Source organism: Loktanella gaetbuli, assembly GCF_020531945.1.
Taxonomy (GTDB): domain Bacteria; phylum Pseudomonadota; class Alphaproteobacteria; order Rhodobacterales; family Rhodobacteraceae; genus Loktanella; species Loktanella gaetbuli.
The window spans coordinates 104009-124834 of sequence record NZ_JAJATZ010000004.1; the positions used below are offsets into that span (position 1 = coordinate 104009).

Annotated in this window: 20 protein-coding genes; 11 read left to right on the forward strand and 9 right to left on the reverse strand. The window is 62.7% G+C overall.

Annotated features, from left to right (window positions below; all coding sequences use genetic code 11):
- Positions 1 to 13: 13 nt before the first annotated feature.
- A complete protein-coding gene (locus LGQ03_RS09935) occupies positions 14 to 391 on the forward strand; it encodes a hypothetical protein (protein WP_226748272.1) in 378 nt (125 codons plus the stop codon).
- On the opposite strand, the gene LGQ03_RS09940 is transcribed toward LGQ03_RS09935, so the two are convergent.
- From LGQ03_RS09940 to LGQ03_RS09955, 4 genes are all read right to left on the reverse strand, one after another.
- On the reverse strand, positions 349 to 1935 hold the full coding sequence (locus tag LGQ03_RS09940) for a Ppx/GppA family phosphatase (protein ID WP_226748273.1): 1587 nt from the start codon (positions 1933 to 1935) through the stop codon (positions 349 to 351). The two genes, LGQ03_RS09935 and LGQ03_RS09940, sit on opposite strands and share 43 nt — an antisense overlap.
- Before the next feature lie 75 nt (positions 1936 to 2010).
- A complete protein-coding gene (locus LGQ03_RS09945; protein ID WP_226748469.1) occupies positions 2011 to 4176 on the reverse strand; it encodes an RNA degradosome polyphosphate kinase in 2166 nt (721 codons plus the stop codon).
- Positions 4177 to 4219: 43 nt separating this feature from the next.
- A complete protein-coding gene (locus LGQ03_RS09950; RefSeq protein WP_090159086.1) occupies positions 4220 to 4882 on the reverse strand; it encodes a P-loop NTPase family protein in 663 nt (220 codons plus the stop codon).
- A 3-nt stretch (positions 4883 to 4885) separates the two neighbouring features.
- Positions 4886 to 5944: an AI-2E family transporter gene (locus LGQ03_RS09955; RefSeq protein ID WP_226748274.1), complete on the reverse strand. Its 1059-nt coding sequence runs from the start codon at positions 5942 to 5944 to the stop codon at positions 4886 to 4888.
- A gap of 137 nt (positions 5945 to 6081) precedes the next feature.
- Here LGQ03_RS09955 and proS point away from each other — a divergent pair, with 137 nt between their 5' ends.
- The 5 genes from proS (at position 6082) to LGQ03_RS09980 (ending at position 10617) form a co-directional block, all read left to right on the forward strand.
- Positions 6082 to 7419 (forward strand): proline--tRNA ligase, encoded by a 1338-nt coding sequence (gene proS / locus LGQ03_RS09960; RefSeq protein ID WP_226748275.1) that lies wholly within the window; start codon positions 6082 to 6084, stop codon positions 7417 to 7419.
- Between the two features lie 79 nt (positions 7420 to 7498).
- Positions 7499 to 8092 carry a DUF2937 family protein gene (locus tag LGQ03_RS09965; RefSeq protein ID WP_226748276.1) on the forward strand — a complete coding sequence of 198 codons (594 nt, stop codon included), beginning with the start codon at positions 7499 to 7501 and terminating at the stop codon, positions 8090 to 8092.
- A 147-nt stretch (positions 8093 to 8239) separates the two neighbouring features.
- Positions 8240 to 9526, forward strand: coding sequence for an ABC transporter permease (locus LGQ03_RS09970; protein ID WP_226748277.1), 1287 nt, complete (start codon positions 8240 to 8242; stop codon positions 9524 to 9526).
- A complete protein-coding gene (locus LGQ03_RS09975; protein ID WP_226748278.1) occupies positions 9519 to 10211 on the forward strand; it encodes an ABC transporter ATP-binding protein in 693 nt (230 codons plus the stop codon). Before LGQ03_RS09970 ends, LGQ03_RS09975 begins: the two co-directional genes overlap by 8 nt.
- A 25-nt stretch (positions 10212 to 10236) precedes the next feature.
- On the forward strand, positions 10237 to 10617 hold the full coding sequence (locus LGQ03_RS09980; protein WP_226748279.1) for a c-type cytochrome: 381 nt from the start codon (positions 10237 to 10239) through the stop codon (positions 10615 to 10617).
- On the opposite strand, the gene LGQ03_RS09985 is transcribed toward LGQ03_RS09980, so the two are convergent.
- On the reverse strand, positions 10614 to 11321 hold the full coding sequence (locus tag LGQ03_RS09985) for a DUF1194 domain-containing protein (protein ID WP_226748280.1): 708 nt from the start codon (positions 11319 to 11321) through the stop codon (positions 10614 to 10616). The genes LGQ03_RS09980 and LGQ03_RS09985 overlap by 4 nt on opposite strands.
- A 118-nt stretch (positions 11322 to 11439) precedes the next feature.
- On the opposite strand from LGQ03_RS09985, the gene LGQ03_RS09990 reads away from it, so the two are divergent.
- On the forward strand, positions 11440 to 12078 hold the full coding sequence (locus LGQ03_RS09990) for a DUF3047 domain-containing protein (protein ID WP_226748281.1): 639 nt from the start codon (positions 11440 to 11442) through the stop codon (positions 12076 to 12078).
- A gap of 274 nt (positions 12079 to 12352) precedes the next feature.
- Here the strand turns inward: LGQ03_RS09990 and LGQ03_RS16790 are convergent, their stop codons facing one another.
- The 3 genes from LGQ03_RS16790 to LGQ03_RS10005 form a co-directional block, all read right to left on the reverse strand.
- On the reverse strand, positions 12353 to 13006 hold the full coding sequence (locus LGQ03_RS16790) for an AbiU2 domain-containing protein (protein WP_226748282.1): 654 nt from the start codon (positions 13004 to 13006) through the stop codon (positions 12353 to 12355).
- Positions 13003 to 14958: a DNA topoisomerase IV subunit B gene (gene parE, locus LGQ03_RS10000; protein WP_226748283.1), complete on the reverse strand. Its 1956-nt coding sequence runs from the start codon at positions 14956 to 14958 to the stop codon at positions 13003 to 13005. The genes LGQ03_RS16790 and parE overlap by 4 nt, the downstream gene beginning before the upstream one ends.
- 77 nt (positions 14959 to 15035) lie before the next feature.
- Positions 15036 to 16319 (reverse strand): alpha/beta hydrolase family protein, encoded by a 1284-nt coding sequence (locus tag LGQ03_RS10005; protein WP_226748284.1) that lies wholly within the window; start codon positions 16317 to 16319, stop codon positions 15036 to 15038.
- Between the two features lie 268 nt (positions 16320 to 16587).
- On the opposite strand from LGQ03_RS10005, the gene LGQ03_RS10010 reads away from it, so the two are divergent.
- The 4 genes from LGQ03_RS10010 (at position 16588) to LGQ03_RS10025 (ending at position 20382) form a co-directional block, all read left to right on the forward strand.
- The gene (locus LGQ03_RS10010; RefSeq protein ID WP_226748285.1) at positions 16588 to 17472 is read left to right on the forward strand and encodes an NAD-dependent epimerase/dehydratase family protein; all 885 of its coding nucleotides are present in this window, start codon (positions 16588 to 16590) and stop codon (positions 17470 to 17472) included.
- 69 nt (positions 17473 to 17541) lie between these two features.
- Positions 17542 to 18351 (forward strand): lysozyme family protein, encoded by an 810-nt coding sequence (locus tag LGQ03_RS10015; protein ID WP_226748286.1) that lies wholly within the window; start codon positions 17542 to 17544, stop codon positions 18349 to 18351.
- Between the two features lie 44 nt (positions 18352 to 18395).
- Positions 18396 to 19781 (forward strand): MATE family efflux transporter, encoded by a 1386-nt coding sequence (locus LGQ03_RS10020; RefSeq protein WP_226748287.1) that lies wholly within the window; start codon positions 18396 to 18398, stop codon positions 19779 to 19781.
- Positions 19774 to 20382 carry a DedA family protein gene (locus LGQ03_RS10025; RefSeq protein WP_226748288.1) on the forward strand — a complete coding sequence of 203 codons (609 nt, stop codon included), beginning with the start codon at positions 19774 to 19776 and terminating at the stop codon, positions 20380 to 20382. Before LGQ03_RS10020 ends, LGQ03_RS10025 begins: the two co-directional genes overlap by 8 nt.
- Here the strand turns inward: LGQ03_RS10025 and LGQ03_RS10030 are convergent.
- Positions 20379 to 20813 carry a hypothetical protein gene (locus LGQ03_RS10030; RefSeq protein ID WP_090159219.1) on the reverse strand — a complete coding sequence of 145 codons (435 nt, stop codon included), beginning with the start codon at positions 20811 to 20813 and terminating at the stop codon, positions 20379 to 20381. The genes LGQ03_RS10025 and LGQ03_RS10030 overlap by 4 nt on opposite strands.
- Between the last annotated feature and the right edge of the window lie 13 nt (positions 20814 to 20826).

Sequence of the window (20826 nt, forward strand, 5' to 3'; positions counted from 1 at the left end):
CCATGTCTGAGGTATGAAACATCTCATCCTTGCTGCTGTATTGACCCTGTCCACCCTGCCTGCCGTCGCCCAAGAGGCGGAGACCGATACCGATACCGGCGGACGCGACCTGATCGAGGAGGGGGCCAAGCTGTTCCTGCGCGGTCTGCTGCGCGAGGCGGACCCCGCGATCCGCGAATTGCAGGATCTGGCCGATAACGTGGGCCCCGCGTTGCAGATGCTGCGCGAGGAAATGGGCCCGGCCCTGGCCGAGATCATGTCCCGGATTGACGATATCGGTAACTATGAAAATCCCGAAATCCTGCCGAACGGCGATATCATCATTCGGCGCGCCCCGGATGCGCCCGCCTATGTGCCGCCAGAGGACGCGTTGGGTGATGTGGAGCTGTGACGCTTGAACCGGACCGTCAGGGTCGCGTCCATTGCCTGTGCCAATGCGTTCAGGCGTGATTCCGCGACCTCGCCGAACAGGGGCCGCGCGTCCTCGTCCAGTGTCAGTGTCAGTTCCTTGTTCTTGGGGCTCCATTTGAATGTCCCGGGCTGGCGGTTTCCGTCCAGCCAGAGCATCGCACCGAACCGCATGGCGCGGCCGATGATGTCCGCCTCGCGCATCTGGTCGGGATTGAGCAGCGCGAACAGATCGTCGAAACGGCTGTCCGGCGTCTTGCCGGAATAGCGTTTCATCAGGGCCAGCCCCAGCAGCACCCGTTCATAATGCTTCAGTCCGCCCAGGTTGGCGCGGGTCGCGTTGTCAAAGGTAATTTCACCGCGATAGTCGGGATGCGCGCGCCAGCTGACATCGTGCAGCAGGCAGGCGGCCTTGATGATGCGCAGGCGCTGCCAGTTGGCGCGGGGAAACAGCGGTTTGATGAAATCGTACAGCAACCGGCCAAAGCCGGGCAGGCGGGCATCCTTGGCCTCGGCAAAGCGGCAGGCCTCGATCAGGGGATCGCGTTCGCGCAATTCGCGGGGCATCTGTTCGAACAGCATGCCTTCGCGGATACCATAGGACGAAATCGCCACATCCTTGGGTTTGAACACGCGCACCAGTTCCTTGAGCACGAGCACCGCCAGGGGCACCAGCGACATGCGGCTGTCGGAAATGCCGCAACGGGCGCGCAGATCCTGCAGGTCGGATGCCTTGATATAGTCTGCGGTGGCCCCGATGCGGCGTGCGGTCATGCGGTATTCGTGCAGTACGGTCAGCGGATAGCCGCGGCGTTCCATGTCGACACGGGCGATGGCACGCCAGCTGCCGCCGACCAGAAACAGGCGCATACCCGTCTGGTTGTCCATCTGGTCGTGCAGGTCTGCCACGACGGTTTTGATATAGGCCTTTACCGCCTTGGTGCCGCCCTTGATCTCGCGCAGTTTCAGCGGGCCCAAGGGCGAGGTCACGCGGCGGCCAACGCGGCCTTCGGCCAGATCGGCCAGTTCCATACTGGACCCGCCGATATCGCAGACCAGACCATAGCTGCCGGGCCATCCCAAAAGGACACCTTGCGCGGACAGGCGGGCCTCTTCTTCGCCGGAAATGACCCAGAGTTTCACGCCGGTTTCGCGTTCGACCTCTGCCCGGAAATCCGCACCGTCGCTGGCCTCGCGCATGGCGGCGGTGGCGACGGCGGTCAGCGGGCCGCAGCCCATTCCCTGGGCCAATGCAGCAAAGCGGCGGATCGCGGACAGGGCGCGCACGCGGCCCTCGGGGTTCAGGTGCCCCGTTTCCGACAGGCCCGCCCCCAGCGCACACATGATTTTTTCGTTGTAAAAATAGGCGGGACTGCGTGCCGCGCCGTCAAAGACCACAAGACGAACCGAGTTCGAGCCCACGTCGACGACGCCGACCCGTTTGAGGCTTTGGGCCGATTCACCGTCGAACAATGGACGGCCAAACGGGCCCCAGTCGATCGTGGCCTCGGTTTCGGTTTCGGTCATTGGTCCGCATCCCCGTTGGTCGGACCCCATCAATCGGGATATGAAGGGCCGCTGTCAACGCCTGACCCGACCGGGTCAGTCGTCGTCGTGGGTCAACTGCGGCACATCGGACGCACCGGCAGACCCCCGCCCCGAGAGCGACGGATTTTCCATGAAAAACCGGTGACAGTTGAACGCGAATTCACCGTCGGCGATGGTTGCCCGCGCGAAACTGCCATCTGGCTGCATGATCCAGCTTTGTGCGACATCGGCCAGATTGGCCGCCATGATCTGACTGACGATCTGGGCCTTGACCGTGTTGTTTGTGATCTCGACCAGCGTCTCGACCCGTCGGTTGAGGTTCCTGCTCATCCAGTCGGCAGAGCTGATGTAGACCCGCGCCTTTTTGTTGGGCAGGCCCTGACCCCCGCCGAAACAGACGATGCGCGAATGTTCCAGATAGCGTCCCACCACCGATTTGACGCGGATGTTTTCGGACAGCCCGGCGACGCCGGGCCGCAGGCCGCAGATCCCGCGCACGACCAGATTGATCCGGACCCCCGCCTGCGAAGCCTCATAGAGTGCGTCGATCACGTCGGTTTCGATGAGGCTGTTCATCTTGGCCCAGATGACCGCGGGTTTGCCGGCCTTGGCATAGCCGATTTCCTCGGAAATGCGGGTGAGGATCGTGGATTTGAGGTCGATCGGTGCGATGGACAGGTTTTCCAGCGCCTCGGGCTGGGCGTAGCCCGACAGGTAGTTGAACACCTTGTTCGCATCGCGGCCAAGTTTCGCGTCACAGGTGAACAGCGATACGTCGGTATAGATCTTGGCCGTGATCGGATGATAGTTGCCCGTGCCGAAATGCGTATAGGTCACCAGACGGTCGCCCTCGCGCCGGACGACGGTGCTGATCTTGGCGTGGGTTTTCAGGTTCAGGAAACCATAGACGACGTGTGCGCCCGACCGTTCCAGCCTGCGTGACTGGCGGATGTTGGCGGCCTCGTCGAAACGGGCCTTGAGCTCGACGAGCGCCGTGACGGATTTGCCGTCCTCGGCGGCCTCGCACAGGGCCTCGACGATGGGCGACCGTTTGGAGGTCCGGTAAAGCGTCTGTTTGATCGCCACCACATTGGGGTCGCGTGCGGCCTGTGCCAGGAAACGCACCACCATGTCGAATGTCTCATAGGGGTGGTGCAGCAGCATGTCTTTTTGCCGGATGGCGGAAAACATGTCCCCCTCGTGGTCCTGCACCCGTTCTGGGACACGGGGTGAAAACGGCGGCCACAACAGATCCGGGCGGTCGTCCAGAACCAGTTCCGACAGGTCGGCGATGCCGATCAGACCGTCGACGGCGACGATTTCGGCCTCGGTCACGGGCAGGGCGTCCATGATCAGGTCGCGCAGGCCCGCGGGGGCATTTGCAGATATCTTGAGCCGCACGACCTCGCCACGCCGGCGGCGTTTCAGTGCTGTTTCGAATTCCCGGACCAGATCCTCTGCTTCTTCTTCGAGTTCGAGGTCACTGTCACGCAACACCTTGAAGGCGCAATGCCCCTTGATGCCATAGCCCGGATAGAGCCGCCCGACAAATTGCAGCAGCAACTCCTCGAGCGGGATGAAACGGTGGCCCTCGCCCGGCAGGCGCACGAACCGGGCGATCTGTGCGGGTACCGGCAGCAAGGCGCGCAACGACCGTTTGTCGTTCTTGCGTTCCAGTTGCAGCGCCAACGCAAAACCTTCGTTCGGCAGAAACGGGAACGGGTGGGCGGGGTCAATCGCCAGCGGTGACAGCACGGGAAACACCTGATCGAGAAAGAATTCCTCGAGAAAGGCGATGTCGGCCTTGGACAGGTCATTTGCATTCAGCAGTGCAATACCGGCAGCCGCCATTTCAGTGGTCAGCGTGTCGAGAATGGTCTGCTGGCGCGCCATCAGATCGCGCGCCGCGGAATCGATCAGCGCCAGCTGTTCCACGGGTGTCAGCCCGTCCATCGCCGGGGTTGTATTGCCCGCCTGTGCCAGTTCGCGCAGACCCGCGACGCGGACAGTGTAAAATTCGTCCAGGTTGGTGGCCGAGATCGACAGGAACCGCAGCCGTTCCAGCAGGGGTACACGGGGGTTTTCCGCCTCTTCCAGCACGCGCATGTTGAAACCGATCCACGACAGCTCACGGTTCACAAAGCGGTGGGGGCCGGTCAGGTCGATGTCGAGCGTGACAGGGTCGGGAAGCGGGGAGGTAAGGAAATCTGCCTGAGTCATTGGCGCTGTATCGCGGCCTTCCATGGCGTCCGTGTGACAGTCATCAGCCATGGGTAGCGTCCTGTTCCAAAAGGGTGGCCGCCATGCGGGTGCTGACGGATTTGCCGCTGGCAAGTGCTGCACTGTCCAGTGCGGCCACGATGCGCTGCGCAGCCAGATAGGACCGGTCGATGCGCGACGCGAGGTAACGGGGGAGCGTGGGCGGCACGAGGATCTGCCGGTCGGCAAACAGTTTCATCAACAGCGCCTCGAGCAGGGCATCGTCGGGCGGGGCGATGCGCACCGGGGTTGTTGCCTGCATCCGACTGTTGAGGTCGGGCAGGACGATGCCCCATGTGCCCGGCAGGCTGCGCGCGGTCATCAGCAGCGGCAGACCGTGCGCGATCATGTGATTGTGCAGGTGAAACAGGTCCGGTTCCTGGTCCGGTGTCAGGCTGTCGACGCCTTCGACCACGAGGGCGGTATCGGGAAACAGCCCTGCGATGGCGTCTGCCGTCACGATCCGCGCGCCCTGCATTGCTGCAAAGACGCGCGACAGATGGCTCTTGCCGGCGCCGCCGGGACCGACCAGCAGCAGCTTGCCTTGCGGCCAGCGGGCCGGGTCGCGGACCATGCGAAACGCGGTTTCATTCGCCCGCGAGACAAAGAAATCCGCCGCCTCGAGCGAGACACCCACCGGCCAATCAAAGATCAGCTGCTCGGCCATGGCTCAATCCTTTGACGTGCCACGGTAGAGCGTGCTGTGCCGATAGCGGTCGAGGACAAAGCGCGCCAGAACCCCGATCACAGCGGCCACAGGCACGGCGACCAGCAGGCCGACAAATCCGAACAACGACCCAAAGACCGACAGCGCGAACAGCAACCAGACCGGATGCAGGCCGACCGAGGACCCCACCAGTTTCGGCGTCAGGATATTGCCTTCGACGAACTGACCCGACTGGAAAATGGCGTAGACCGCGATGATCCACGGCCAGTCGCCCCAGAACTGGAACAGCGCAAGGCCCATGGCCAACCCGCCGCCCACGACGGCACCGACATAGGGAATAAAGGTCAGCGCGCCTGCCACGGCCCCGACGACAAGGCCAAAGTTCAACCCCACCAGCGCCAGCGCGATCGCATAATAGGTGCCCAGGATCAGGCACACGAGGCCCTGACCCCGGATGAAACTGGCCAGCGTGCGGTCGATCTGGCTCGCCAGTGTGCGGATCGTGCCGACATGATCGCGCGGCAACATCTCGTCGATGCGGGCGACCATGTTGTCCCAGTCGACCAGCAGGTAGATCGCGACCACAGGCACGACGACCAGCAACACGACGACGTTCACCAGACCCAAGGCCGACGACAACACGGTTTCCAGCAGTTGCCCGCCGCGTGACTGGATCATCGCCCCGATGTTGTCCAGCTGCGTGCGGATCGTGCTGCCTTCGACCAGCAGGTCAGGGAACCGTGCCGCAAGCCAGGTTTGCAGGTTTTCGAACAGGGTCGGCGCAATCTGCACCAGATCGTTTGCCTGTCGGATCAGCGTCGGGATCACCAGCAGGATCAACAGCACGAACAGCAGCAGCGCCACCAGCGAAATGATCGCAACGGACAGCGCCCGACTAAGCCCCAGTTTCTGCAACCGGTCCGCGACCGGGTCCAGCACATAGGCAATCGCACCGCCCAGCAGAAACGGCATGATGACATTGCCCAACGCAAAGAGCGCGAGCAGGAAAACGACGATGGCGATCCCCCAGTAGGTCGCTTGCTGGCGCGGTGTCAGGGGCATGGCGGGCTCTTTCTGTCTGGTGCGCCTCCTAAATGGCGCAGGTGGCGTTCTGGCGCAAGCCACGCAGCGCTTGCGGCGGTTTGGCGCGCCCATTACACGGATCACCGAATAACCCTTGAGTGAAGGATCACCGACCCATGCGCATGTCCCGCTATTTCCTGCCCGTCCTCAAGGAAACCCCGCGTGAGGCGCAGATCGTCAGCCACCGGCTGATGTTGCAGGCAGGCCTGATCAAGCAGGCCAGCGCCGGGATCTATTCCTGGCTGCCGATGGGTTACAAGGTGCTGCGCCGGATCGAGCAGATCGTCCACGAGGAACAGGCGCGCGCGGGCCATCTGGCCATGCTGATGCCCACCATGCAATCCGCAGACCTGTGGCGCGAAAGCGGGCGCTATGACGCCTATGGCGACGAAATGCTGCGGGTCAAGGACCGCGGCGGCCGTGACATGCTGTTCACCCCCACGGCAGAGGAACTGGTCACCGACGTGTTTCGCGCCAACGTCAACAGCTACAAGGACCTGCCGCTGACCCTGTATCAGATCCAGTGGAAATTCCGCGACGAGGTGCGCCCGCGTTTCGGCGTGATGCGCGGCCGGGAATTCCTGATGAAGGACGGCTACAACTTTGACCTGACCAAAGAGGACGCGCTGCATGCCTACAACCGTCATCTGGTGACCTACCTGCGAACCTACGAACGCATGGGGCTTCAGGCGATCCCGATGCGGGCGGACTCGGGTCCCATCGGTGGTGATGACACGCATGAATTCCTTGTCCTGGCCGAGACCGGTGAATCCGAGGTGTTCTACGACAGCCAGATCACCGATCTGACCTTTGGCGACCGCGAGATCGATTTCGATGACCGCGCGGCCTGTCAGGCGGTGATGGACGAATTCACCTCGCGCTATGCGCGCACCGATGAAACGCACGACGCGGCCCTGTTTGCCGAGGTGCCAGAGGAACGCCGCCGCACGGCACGCGGCATCGAGGTCGGCCAGATCTTTTATTTCGGCACCAAGTATTCCGAGGCGCTGGGCGCCACGGTCCAGACCCGCGACGGCGACAGCGTGCCGGTCCACATGGGGTCACATGGCATCGGCGTCAGCCGCCTGCTGGGCGCCATCATCGAGGCCAGCCACGACGACAAGGGCATCATCTGGCCCGAGGGCGTCACACCGTTCCACGTGGGCATCCTGAACATGCGTGTGGGCGATGCGGGGTGCGATTCCGTCTGCGACGATCTTTACGCTCAGTTTCAGACAGCGGGTCTGGATCCGCTTTATGACGACCGGGACGAACGGGCGGGCGCAAAATTCGGCACGATGGACATGATCGGCCTGCCGTGGCGCATCACGGTCGGCCCCCGCGGCGTCAAGAACGGTGTGGTGGAATTGACTTGCCGGCGCACCGGCGAGGCCGAAGAAATGTCCGTCTCCGATGCCGTGGCCAGGATCAAGGCGATCTACGGCGGCATCTGACGCAAACGGTGACAGGTGCCGCGTGCCCCTGTATGCTGTCTGAAAAAAAGAGGCAGCAGATGACACTTATGGTATCTGAATGGCTGCGCCGATGATCTGGCGCAGCGTCACCTTGGCCTGTGCGCTTGCGGGTGCGGCCGCCTGTTCGCAATATCCCGCCTTTACGCAGGCCTACCTGCAAAGGCTGGCGGGGCAGGTCGACGCGCTCAGCGTCGTGGTCGGCGATTTCGAGGCATCAGCGATGCGTGCGGGGCTGACACGGACGCAGGCGCTGGACCAGATGACCGGCACACCGTTCCTGACCGACCGCCAGGATGACATGCGCCGCACATTCCGGCGTCATGCGGTGCTCAGCGATGATCTGGCGCGTCTGCGCGCGGCCAGCCCTGTGGGGCGCATCGCGCTGGTGACACGCGTCAGTGATCCCGCAACGGTTCAGGCGGCCTGGGCCGATTTCGAACCTGCGCTGCCGCTGACGGTTGCAGGTGCCGCAAGCGGGGCGATCGGTGGTGCGCTTGGCTGGCTGGTCGCAGCCCTTGGCCTGCGCGGCCTCGCATCACTGTTCCGCCGCCGCCCGCGCGCAGCACCGCAGACCCGCAGGGAACCCCGGCTGACACCGTCCGCCGCCCGGACCGCCCCCACACTGGGCGGCGTTCGCAAGACCCGCGCCTAGGTCTTCTTCTGGTTTGAAATATCCCGGGGGGCCGCGCAGCGGCGGGGCAGCGCCCCATCCAACGCCGATGCCGATCACACCCGGTTGCATTGACGCGGCCTGCGAAATACCTCCAAGGTCCGCGCGACCACCAGATTGGGACCGACCATGGCCACGACCGCACCCTTTGCCCGCTTCGAGTGGATGATCGCCTGGCGCTATATCCGCGCCAAACGCGCCGAGGGCGGCGTCAGCGTCATGACGTGGATCAGCCTGATCGGGATTACGCTTGCGGTCTTTGCGCTGATTGCGACGCTGGCCCTGCGGACGGGATTTCGGGCGCAGTTCATCGACACGATGCTGGGGGCCAATGCCCATGTGACCGTCTATCAGCAGAACACCGTCGCGGGCACAGATATCGTGTCCTACCTGATTGCGGACTACGACCAGTTGGCCGGCCGGATCGCCGCAGTGCCGGGTGTGCTGCGCGCCGCCCCCCTGGTGCGCGCGCAGGTCATGGCCAACCGCGGCAACGGCAATGCCGGGGTCGAGGTTTTCGGCATCTCCGCCGACGACCTGAACGAAATTCCGCTGGTGGCGCAACGCCCCGACGAGGCCCGCGGCACGCTTGACCGCTTTGACGAAGGCATCGCCATTGGCTGGGGCGTGGCCCAGGAACTGGGCGTGACCGTGGGCGACCGCATCCGGATCATCTCGCCCAATGGCGTGCGGACCGCCATGGGCACGTCGCCGCGCACCGGTGCGTTCGAGGTTGTGTATATCTTCCGCGCGGGGCTGGATCTGATCGACCGCACCCGCATCTACATGCCGCTCGACGAGGCGCAGTTGTTTTTCAACCGCGACGGTGTCGCCGACGAAATCGAGGTCAGTCTGGAAACCCCCGACGCCGTCGATGAGATAGGCCCGCAGATCGCGGCTGCCGCGGGTGAAAATGCGTTGCTTTCGGACTGGAAATCGCGCCTGTCAGGTTTCAACAACGCGCTGAACATGCAGGACAATTTCATCTTCATCCTGCTGTCCTTGCTGGTCCTGATCGCCACGCTGAACATCGTGTCTGGCCTTGTGATGTTGGTGAAAAACAAGGGCCGCGACATCGGTATCCTGCGCACCATGGGCCTGACGGAGGGCTCGATCCTGCGGGTGTTCTTTATTGTCGGGGCCTCGATCGGGACGATCGGCACGCTGTGCGGCGTGCTGCTGGGTGTCGTGTTTTCTCTCAACATCGCGCATGTCTATGCGCTGGTGGACCAGGTGTCCGGCAACGGCGTCAGCGGGCTCGAGGCGCAGGGCTTCTTCTTTCCCGATGCGATCCTCGAATGGGGTGACATGGTGGCGACGATCGCGCTGAGCCTTGCGCTGAGCTGGGTCATCACGATTTTTCCCGCGCGCCGTGCGGCCCGCATGAACCCTGTCGAGGCGCTGCGCTATGAATGACCCCGTGTTGACGCTGGAGGGCCTGACCAAGGGCTACAACCACGGCAAACCGTCCGAAGTGCGCGTGCTGGACGGCGCCTCGCTGACCATCGCCCCGGGCGAGGTCGTGGCGCTGGTCGCCCCCTCGGGTGCCGGCAAATCCACGCTGTTGCATATCGCGGGTCTGCTGGACGTGGCCGACGCAGGTCGGGTGCAGATCGGTGGCGAGGACGTCACGGGCCTGAGCGACCGCAGACGGACCACGATCCGGCGCAATGATGTGGGTTTCATCTATCAGTTTCACCATCTGCTGCCCGAATTCACCGCGTTGGAAAACATCGTCCTGCCGCAACTGGCCAACGGGGCCACCGGGTCCGATGCCAGGGCGCGTGCGCTGTCGTTGCTGGACACCGTGGGGATCGCCCCGCGGGCGGGGCATCGGCCTGCCGCACTGTCGGGGGGCGAACAGCAGCGCGTCGCCTTTTGCCGCGCGCTGGCCAACAACCCCAAACTGCTGCTGGCGGATGAACCCACGGGCAATCTGGACCCTGAAACATCCGACCGGGTGTTCGATGCGCTGATGGGATTGGTGCGGTCCACGGGGCTGTCAGCGCTGATCGCCACGCACAACCTGGAACTTGCTGCGCGCATGGATCGGGCGGTGCGGCTGGAGGCTGGCAAACTGGTGGAATCCGGGGCACAGTAGGCGCACATCAGCAGCGAGGCGCGCCATGTTCCGTTTTCTTTCACTCGTTATCATTGCAACGGCGGCCTGTGCGCCGGAAACCGAGCCGGTCGACGGCATGGCCGCGTTCCAGTCGCAATGCGCGGCCTGTCACGGGGCCAACGGGCAGGGCATGGCGGTGTCGGACGGTGTCGTCGCCCCTGATCTGACGCGCATCAGTGCGCGCAACGGTGGCAGCTACCCCGCCGACTACGTGATGAGCGTGATCGACGGTTTCAACCGCGGCAATCACGTCAGCGGGGTCATGCCGCGCTTTGGTGACGGTGATCTGGGGCCGATCATCATGACCGAAGAGGACGGCAATCCCGTGCCCGTCCCGGCCGAACTGCTGGCGCTGTCGAATTACATCGAAACCTTGCAGCGCTAGCGCCGGGCGTAGTCCTGACCGCTGGGCAACAGGCCCGCGATTTCCAGAAACAGCTTGCGCTGGACGGCAGCGGCAAAGGTGTCGCGGCCCTCTGCCGTGACCATGAACGCGCCTGGCCCGCCGATGATGTTTTCCGCATAGAGCCGTTCGAGGTCGACGCCCGCGCGGCGCGGATTGTCGGGGCGCAGGATCGGCAGCGCATTGATGGTCGTGCCCTGCGCCAGCACCGTGTCGCGTGACGGCACGATGGGGGGACCTGACGAATTGCCCATGCTGTCGCCGGAAAAGTCGATGACGTGGCGAAACCCGTCGATATCGTTCGCCTCGATCAGGCGCTGCGCCTCGAGCAGGGCCGCGCCGATCGCGTTGCTGCCATAGGCGGACCGGGGGGCCGTCATCAGTGCGGCGGCAAAGGCCTGCGCTGTCTCGGGGCCGTCGATCAGCATCCAGTCGGTGACCTGCACCTGGTTGGTCGCCCATTCGACATAGGTGACGGCGATGGACCCGTGCAGGGTGTTTTCGATGGCTGACAGCACGGGGCCGCTGGTCATCGCATCGGCGTAACCCTGACGCTGGAACGCTAGTTCATCCGCGTCGATCGACCCCGAGGCATCAGCCAGCAGGACCAGTTCCAATGATGTTTCTGTCACCTGCGCTTGGGCGGCAGGGGCGATCAGGGCAAGGCACAGGGCAAAAATACGCATGATTGAAACATAAACCGCGATTTGACGCGGCGTCACTGACAATCGCGTGACGCCGCCTGCGCCGGGGTGACGCAGGTGCCAAAGCCGCTACCATCAGGTCCAGTAACCGGAGGATCCCATGTTTCGTACCCTGACCATCGCCGCCACCCTGCTTGCCACCAGCGCCTCGGCGCAGGCGATCAGTTTCAACAACTGGACCGAACAGCGGCTCAAGGTGCTGTCGTCCAACGACTACAGCCAGTCGGGCGGAACACTGGGAATCGTGTCGGACAACACGGTCAGCCTGCTGTGGACCCGCGTGCCGGATCAGACGCGGGGGGCCACGTCCGCGTCATGGAGCTGGTCTGTCAGTGAAAGCGTGCCGCCCACGGACCTCAGCCGCAAGGGCGGCGATGACCGCAACATCGCGGTCTATTTCCTGTTCGCGCCGGAAACTGCCGTGGCAGAACTGGCAGGGGCCGATATCCGCGCGCTGTTGGGCCGCCGGGATGTGCGCATCCTGCAGTATGTCTGGGGCGGCAACAACGCGGTGGGGTCGGTGATCCCGTCGCCCTATGGTGAGCCGGGCACGGGGGTGACGATCCCGCTGCGGCAGGCGGACACCGGACAGATGAACGTGTCGGTGAACCTGACGGGCGATCTGAACCGCGCCTTCGGCAGCGCTCCCGGCGCGCTGGTCGGCATGGCCGTCAGCGCCGACAGCGACGACACGCAAAGCATGATCCGCGCGCAGGTCAGCGGTCTGACATTGCGGTAACGCCTGCCGCCCTGCGGATTGCGCACGCCCTGTGCCACGGGTCAGGGCCGTTGCCTGCGGCAACGGCAGCGCCCGACCCTCCCCCCGGGAGGGCGCTTCACGCCCACCCAGGGTCGGGCGCTGGGGATTGAAAAATAAAAAGGATTCACGAGCGTTGTCAGTGTGTATCCTGCGCGTGGCTTGCAGAAGCACCCGCCTGCCTAAGTTCCTGAACGGAGAGTTTATCTAGCGCAGGAGAGCAAGCTGATGGTGGAGTGTATACGTTCGGTCGAATTTACCTTTTGACGAATGGAAGACCTGCTATCCACTCGTCGACTACTATTTTTTGCTGCTCATCGATGTGGAGTATGTCCCAGCCGCAGTTTGGTGCAACTAACTTGTGATAATCATACGCAATCCTATTTATCGATGTGACGACCTCAATAATTTGCTCTTGTGTTGGTTCCCGCCATGTTAAGTCGTTGGGAAAAAATTTCTCCCTATCTGTCGAAGCCATAAATTGCGAATGACCAATTATTTCATGTCGCATTATACATATATTTTTAAATGTATCCGATGATCTCAAGCGGATCAGCCTATTCTCAATATCCCTGAGAGTTCTTTCTCGTTCAGAGCTTTCGGTAATCCTTACATGACTCGAAACCCCTCCGGGAAACCTAATATATCCACTATTGTCTTTTCGAATTTTCTTAACTAACGAATGTAAAGAATGATCGGACGCTTTGGCATCCATTTGGCGAAAGCAATATGCGATTAATTCACTGTGTAAGCTCTCGGAAAGGTTGTTGACAATCCAGGAGTATTTATTTCCCGTTAAATGTCTATCTAGTAATTTACTTCGCTGAAATGCATCTAGGATTATCGATTTGTATTGCGCGGAGGCGGAGTCTGCGAGTAGCTGCCTGTAGCTAAATGTATAGTCACTCAAACATCCAACTCCTCCACGAACTGCGCGTTCTCCTGAATGAACTGGAAACGCAGTTCCGGCTTCTTGCCCATCAGGCGCTCGACCAGATCAGCCGTCCCGCCCGGTTCCACATCGTCCACCGTCACGCGGATCAGTTTGCGGGTGGCGGGGTCCATGGTGGTCTCTTTCAGGTCCTTGGCGTCCATCTCGCCCAGACCCTTGAACCGCTGCACGTCGATCTTGCCCTTGCCGCCCAGGCCCTTTTCCATCGCGCGGTCCTTTTCCGCGTCGGACGCCACATACAGCCGTTTCGGCCCCTGCGTCAGACGATAGAGAGGCGGGCAGGCGAGATAGAGGTGTCCGTTGTCGATCAGCGGGCGCATCTGGCTGAAAAAGAACGTCATCAGCAGCGCCGCGATATGGGCACCGTCGACGTCGGCGTCGGTCATGATGATGATTTTTTCATACCGCAGGTCGTCGAGGTTGAATTTGCTGCCCATGCCGCAGCCCAGCGCCTCGCACAGGTCGTTGATTTCGGCGTTGGTCGTCAGCTTGCCCGAGGCCGCACCCAGCACGTTCAGGATCTTGCCCTTGAGCGGTAGCAGCGCCTGCGTCTTGCGGTCGCGCGCGCCCTTGCCGGACCCGCCGGCGCTGTCGCCCTCGACGATGAACAGCTCTGTCCCTTCGCGCGTCTTGGACGTGCAGTCGGTCAGTTTGCCGGGCAGGCGCAGCTTTTTCGTGGCTGATTTGCGGGAGGTTTCCTTTTCCTGTTTGCGGCGCAGGCGTTCTTCGGCCCGCAGGATCAGGAAATCGAGGATCGCGCCTGCCGATTTGGTGTCGGCGGCCAGCCAGTTGTCGAAATGGTCTGACACGGCGGCGTTGACCATGCGCTGCGCGTCCATGGTGGCCAGTCGGTCCTTGGTCTGGCCCACGAATTCCGGTTCGCGGATGAAACACGACACCAGCGCGCAGCCGCCCACGATCAGATCCTCGCGGGTGATGGTCGCGGCCTTGCGGTTGTTGGTCAGCTCGCCATAGGATTTGATCCCCTTGAGGATCGCGTTCCAGAACCCGATCTCGTGCGTGCCGCCCTCTGGCGTCGGGACGGTGTTGCAGTAGGACTGGATGAACCCGTCCCGCGCGGGGGTCCAGTTGATCGCCCATTCGACCTTGCCCGGGACGCCGAATTTTTCGGTGAAATCCACGGTGCCCGCAAAGGGACGTTCGGAATAGGTGGTCGATCCGGTCAGCGTCTCGTTGAGGTAATCGGACAGGCCGCCGGGGAATTTGAAGGTCGCCGCGGCGGGCGTTTCACCGTCGTCGATTTCGGTTTTCCAGCGGATTTCGACACCGCTGAACAGATAGGCCTTGGACCGGGCCATCTGGAACAGGCGCTTGGGTTTCAGTTGCAGCTTGCCGAAAATCTCTTCGTCCGGGTGGAATGTGACGGCGGTGCCGCGCCGGTTGGGGGCGGCACCCACCTTTTGCAGTTTTCCCTGCGGGACCCCGCGCGAGAATTCCATCGCAAACAGTTCCTTGTTGCGTGCGACCTCGACCCGCAGGTGGTCGGACAGGGCGTTCACGACCGAGGACCCGACGCCGTGCAGACCGCCCGATGTCTGGTAGCTGTCGCCGGAAAACTTGCCGCCCGCGTTCAGCGTGCAGAAAATGATTTCCAGCGCGGATTTGCTGGGGTCCTTGGGGTGCGGGTCGGTGGGGATGCCGCGCCCGTTGTCGCGCACGCTGACGTGGCCGTTGGCGTGCAGTTCGATCTCGATCCATGTGGCGTGGCCGGCGACGGCCTCGTCCATCGAGTTGTCGACGATTTCGGCGACCATGTGGTGCAGCGCGCGGTCGTCCTTGCCGCCGATATACATGCCCGGCCGCAGGCGGACATGTTCCATGTCCTCCAGCACCTGGATGGAAGAGGCGTCATAGGTGGACGGCGTCTGGCCGGACAGAAGATCGGACATGGCGGGCTGCTCTTTGCTTTGGTTTCGCCCATACTAGGTGGGTGGGCGCGTCGCAGCAATGGGCAGCCGGCCGGTGATTATTCGCCCGCGCGTTTCGTCTCGAACGTCAGGCCCGCGGCGGTGCGGTTCGGGAAACCGGTCCAATAGGTATCGGCCTCTGTCGGGTTGCCTGCGTCGTCACGGTCCCAGACGCCGTCCTGCGCGTTGGGCACCAGATCGAAATAGGCGGCGCGGTCGATGCCCTTGAGGTGCTGGTCGAGCCATGCGGTGACGAAATGCTGGGTAATGTTGTTCATCCGCACGTTGTCCCAGACCGCGTCCGCGTAGTGGCCAAAGGTCGGTTCGCCAGTCGCTGGCGAGGGCGCATAGCTTTCGGCGGGGGCGGGCATCGGGGCCCCTGCATTGTGGTTGGCGGACTGGAACGTCAGAAGGTGGCGGTCGGTGCCAGTGGCGTCGTCAAAGATTCCGCGCATCGCGTCATAAATCGACACATCGTCGATTTCGCCCGCGATCAACATCAGCGGGCTGTCGATCGCGGCCAGCGTGTCGGGGCTGAAAAACCCGGAATTGTTGCCCCAGGGGCCGATGGCGACAAAGGCCTTGATCCGGTCGTCGGACAGGCTGGCGTGGCTGTCGCTGCCTGACAGGTTGCGCGCCAGCAATTGCTGCGGCGGGCTGTAGCCGAAATCGAGGCTCTCTTGCGTCACGCCGGCACCCGCGTAGATCAGCGCGCCATAGCCCCCCATGGAATAGCCCACGACGGCGGCATTGCCGTCCTGCACCAGTGCGCCCAGATCATCGTCCAGCGATTCCATCTGGTCGACGACGAAACGCTGGTCCCAAGGGCGGTTATACAGCGTCGATCCAAAGGCGGACTGGTCGGAATAGGTGCTGTCGGTATGGTCGATCGACGCCACGACATAGCCCTTGGACGCGATGTTTTCGCCCAGATGCGCCATCAGGAACCGGTTGCCGGGGTAGCCGTGCGAGATGATGACCAGTGGAAAGGTATTATCTGCGGCAGGGGATGCATCGCGTGCGGCACGGCCGGTCAGGGTGGTCTGCGTCACGCCGTCCCGCAGGACGGTATCGTAGGTGCCGCCTGGCGTGGTGCCGTCTGCCGCGGGATACCATACCTCGACCGTCAGGGAACGATCGTAGCGGGCGACCTCGCCCTCGGCACCCGTATTCAGGATATCGACCTGGTCGGGGTTGGTGAAGGTCAGTGTGCGCACCCCGACGATGTGGTCGCCGATGGCCGCCAGTTCGGGCGCGTCGGGACGCACGACATCAATGCGGTTCTCGGCGACGGCGGGCAGGGCGGTCATGGCGGCGACCATTGCGGGAAACATGCGTGTCATCATCGGGCCTTTCATCAGGGCTTGTCTGTCTGTCCTGCCGCCACGATGCGACGTGATGCGGCATTGTGAAAGTGCAAAATGAAATTCCAATCCACTATGCGGAATTCGGCCGTGTTTTAAGTGGGACCTTCGCGCAGGCGGGTGGTGCGACGGCGGGCGGGTCCAGTGCAAAGGGTCGTGCGTATCGGCGATCTGTTTGACCGCGCCCGGCTGGCAGTGAATGATCGCACCAAGGTCCCGGGTGACGGGCATCACGGAGGAATATCAAATGCGTATCTTTTTCACCGGCGGTAGCGGCAAGGCAGGCAAATATGCCGTCGCACATCTGCGTGCGCTGGGACATCAGGTCACGAACGTCGATCTGGCGGCCGAGGCGGACGGGCGCAGCCTGCGGGTCGATCTGACCGACGCGGGTCAGGTGTTCAACGCCATGCGGGCCTTTGCCGATTTCGAGGAACTGGAACCCGGTTCCGGCGTGCCGCATTATGACGCCGTGGTGCATTTTGCAGCCGTGCCGCGCATCATGATCCAGCCGGACAACGTCACGTTCGAGGCGAATACCATGTCCACCTACAATGTGCTGGATGCCGCGACGAAACTGGGCATCCCCAAGGTGATCTTTGCCAGTTCCGAAACCACCTATGGCATCTGTTTCTACGACGGAGAGCTGAAGCCTGCCTACGTCCCCATCGACGAGGACCATCCGACCGTACCGCAGGACAGCTATGCGATGTCCAAGGTCGTCAACGAGGTCTGCGCGCGCAGTTTTCAGGAACGCAGCGGCATCGATATCTATGGCCTGCGCATCAACAATGTGATCGAGCCGCACGAATATGCCGCAAACTTTCCGGCGTTCATGGATGATCCGGCCCTGCGGCGGCGCAATATCTTTGCCTATATCGACGCGCGCGATCTGGCGCAGATGGTGGAATGCTGTCTGAACACCGACGGTCTGGGCTACGAGGTGTTCAACGTGTCCAACGACGACATGAGCGTCAACCTGACCAGTGACGACGTCATGTCGCGGTTCTACACGGGGGTGAAACAGACCCGGCCGATGGGCGAAAACGAAACGTTCTACGACAACACCAAGGCAAAACGCATGGTCGGTTTCGCCCCCGCGCACAGTTGGCGCGACGTGCTCGACGGCTGACGCCCGGACACGAAATTTCAACACATTCGCCACATGGTCCGCCCGATCCTCAATTATTCCGGGCGGGCCATGATTTTGAAACATCTCTTTGCAGCGACCTTTGCGGCCAGTGCGACACTGGTCAGTTTCTGGCCGGACAGGCCGCAGGCCGATACGCGCACGACCGTGGCGGCCCCGTTGATGCAAAAACGCGGCCCGCTGATCGTGTCGCGGGACCCCGCGCCCAGGCCTGCCGCGTTGACGCAAGGCCCCAGCCTGTTTGCCGGTCAGGCAGGTGGCAGCATGTTCGCCCCATTGCCGCCGCGTCCCGCAGGCACCGACCAACATGCGACAGCGGGGACCTCGCGCCTTGCGGCACCGGATCGCCGCATCATGCTGTCGGGCCCCGTCGGCGACCGCGATGTGCACATCATCCGGCAGGTCATCGGGCAGGCTGAATCGCATCGCGATGGCTATGATGCGGTCGTCTTTGGTGCGGACATACAGCCACCCGATCGCCCCACGCGGCTGACGATCGGCGAAATCTACGCCTGGATTGACGCGACGCCGGGCCAAAACCACGCCATCGGGCGGTATCAGTTCATTCCCAGCACGCTGCGCCGCGTCGTCCGCGAGGCCGGTCTGACCGAAGATCACCTGTTTTCCCCGCCGGTGCAGGACCGTCTGGCGGATGTGTTGCTGCATGAGGCCGGTTTGCAGGCTGTGCGCCGCGGCGACATGGGGCGGCATCGGTTCATGAACAATCTGGCCCGGATCTGGGCTGGTTTGCCGACCTCGTCGGGGCGGTCGCACTATCACGGATATGCCGGCAACAAGGCGTCGATTTCCTGGGCACGCTTCGATGCGGAATTGCAGCAGGTGTTTCCCGATCAGGGGTGACGCTGGCAGTGGACGAGGCGATGGATCGGGCCTAAACCCCGGGCATGGCTACTGTTGCATTCACCTATCCGGATCATATCCGCGCCGTCGTCAGGCTGGGCGCCCCGCTGGTCGCCAGCAACATGGCGCAATTCGCGATCCACATCACCGATACGGTGATGCTGGGGTGGTATGACGTCAGCGCGCTGGCGGCGGCGACGCTGGCCACCAGCCTGTTTTTCGTCATTTTCATCGTGGGTGCAGGATTCGCCCAGGCCGTCACACCGCTGGTCGCCGCCGCATCCGAGGCGGATGACGCGCAGACTGCCCGCCGTGTGACACGCATGGCGGTTTGGCTGTCGATCCTCTACGCCGTGGTTGTGTCGCTGCCGTTTTTCTGGGCGGAACCGATCCTGCTGGCTATCGGACAGACCCCTGAAATCGCAAGCGCGGGCGGCGCCTACCTGGGGATCGCGATTCTGGGCATGATCCCTGCGCTCATCGTCATGACGCTGAAATCCTTTCTGGTGGCGCTGGAACTGACCGCCTTTATTCTGTGGGCCACGATTGCTGCGGCAGTGCTGAACGTGGGTGTCAACTATATGCTGATTTTCGGCAATTTCGGCGCGCCCGAGTTGGGGATCAGGGGCGCGGCCATCGCGTCCGTTGCAATGCAAAGCGGCACCGTGGTGCTGCTGATCATCTACATCCTGCGCAAGCTGCCGGAATACGAATTGCTGCGCAATCCGTTCCGTCCCGACCCGCAGATCATGGCACGGGTGTTCCGTCTGGGTTGGCCCATCGGGATAACGGCCCTGGCCGAGGGCGGCCTGTTCACCGCCAGCACGATCATGATGGGCTGGATCGGCAAGATCGCACTGGCCAGCCACGGCATCGCCCTGCAACTGACCAGCCTGATGTTCATGATCCATATCGCCATCGGGCAGGCGGCCACAGTGCGTGCGGGGCGCGCATTGGGTCGTGGTGATGCGGTGGGTCTGCGCCGGGGTGCGGTGACGGCATTCGGCCTGTCGGGTCTGTTCGTGCTGTTCACCATCGCCGTGTTCCTCGCCGTGCCGCAATCATTGATCGCATTGTTCGTCGACCCCGATGATCCGGCCCTGCCGATGATCCTGCCGCTGGGGGCCAGCCTTCTGGCGCTGGCCGCTTTGTTCCAGATCGTGGATGCGGCACAGGTCATCGCGCTGGGCGTGCTGCGCGGATTGCAGGACACGTTCATCCCGATGATCATCGCGACCATCAGCTATTGGGTGATCGCCATCCCGCTGAGCTATGTCATGGCCTTTACGCTGGGCTGGGGGCCGCAAGGCCTGTGGCTGGGGCTGACCATCGGTCTGGCCTTTGCCGCCGTCGCGCTGTGCTGGCGGATGTTGATTCAACGTCGTATCCTGCCCACCTCCTCGGCAACGCAGGGGCATCCGCATGTTTGATTTCATCACGCGCATGATCGACACACTGGGCGCGCTGGGGGTCGGTGTGGTGATGTTTCTGGAAAACGTCTTTCCGCCGATCCCGTCCGAACTGGTCATGCCGCTGGCCGGGTTTCAGGCCGCGCAGGGCAAGGTGTCGCTGATCGCGATTTTCGTGATGGGCACCATCGGGGCCGTGGCGGGGGCCTATCTGTGGTTCTGGGTTGGACAGGCCATCGGGCGCAAGCGACTGGAGGCATTCATCGAACGCTATGGTGTCTGGCTGACGCTCGAGGTCGCTGACGTGCGGCGCGCGATCGAATGGTTCGACCGGCACGACAAGGCGGCGGTGTTTTTTGGCCGCATGGTCCCCGGCATCCGCACGCTGATTTCGGTGCCCGCGGGCCTGTCGGGCATGCGGCTGCGCACTTTTTTCATCTACACCACGATTGGATCTGCCATCTGGAACGCGGGGTTGATCGCAGCGGGGTATCTGCTGTCGGCCAATTATGACCGCGTGGCCATCTATCTGAACCCGGTGACCAACATCCTGCTGACAGTGCTCTTGGTCTGGTACGTGTTTCGCGTGCTGCGCAAACTGATCGCCCGATCGCGCGGCTAGTCGCGCGGTTTGTCAGCCTTGCCGCCATCGGCCTGACTGAGGATCCGGTCCGCCTTTTTGCGCACCAGCGTGCTGCGCAGATCATGCATTGCCAGCAGCAAAGGGTCCGTCACGCTGTCCAGCTGCGCATCCGTCGCCTTGGATTGCACCCATTGGGTCGTGATGTTCAGGTAGTCGATGGCGCGATGGATGTCGTCGATATCCCGCTGGGCCAAGAGCGCCACACGCGCATCCAGCCATTCCTGTATTGCCGCGATATCGGCCTCTGACAGGATGGTGTCGCCGTGGGGTTTCACCTCGCCGTTGCGGACGTTGACCACAGCCAGCTGGTTCATCTCGATCCGGCGTTGCCGGTTCTCGGTGTCGACCTTGAACACGACAGCACCGTTTTCACGGATGCGGAAATAATAGTCTGGCAGGTCTGCGCCCATAAACCCCATCAAT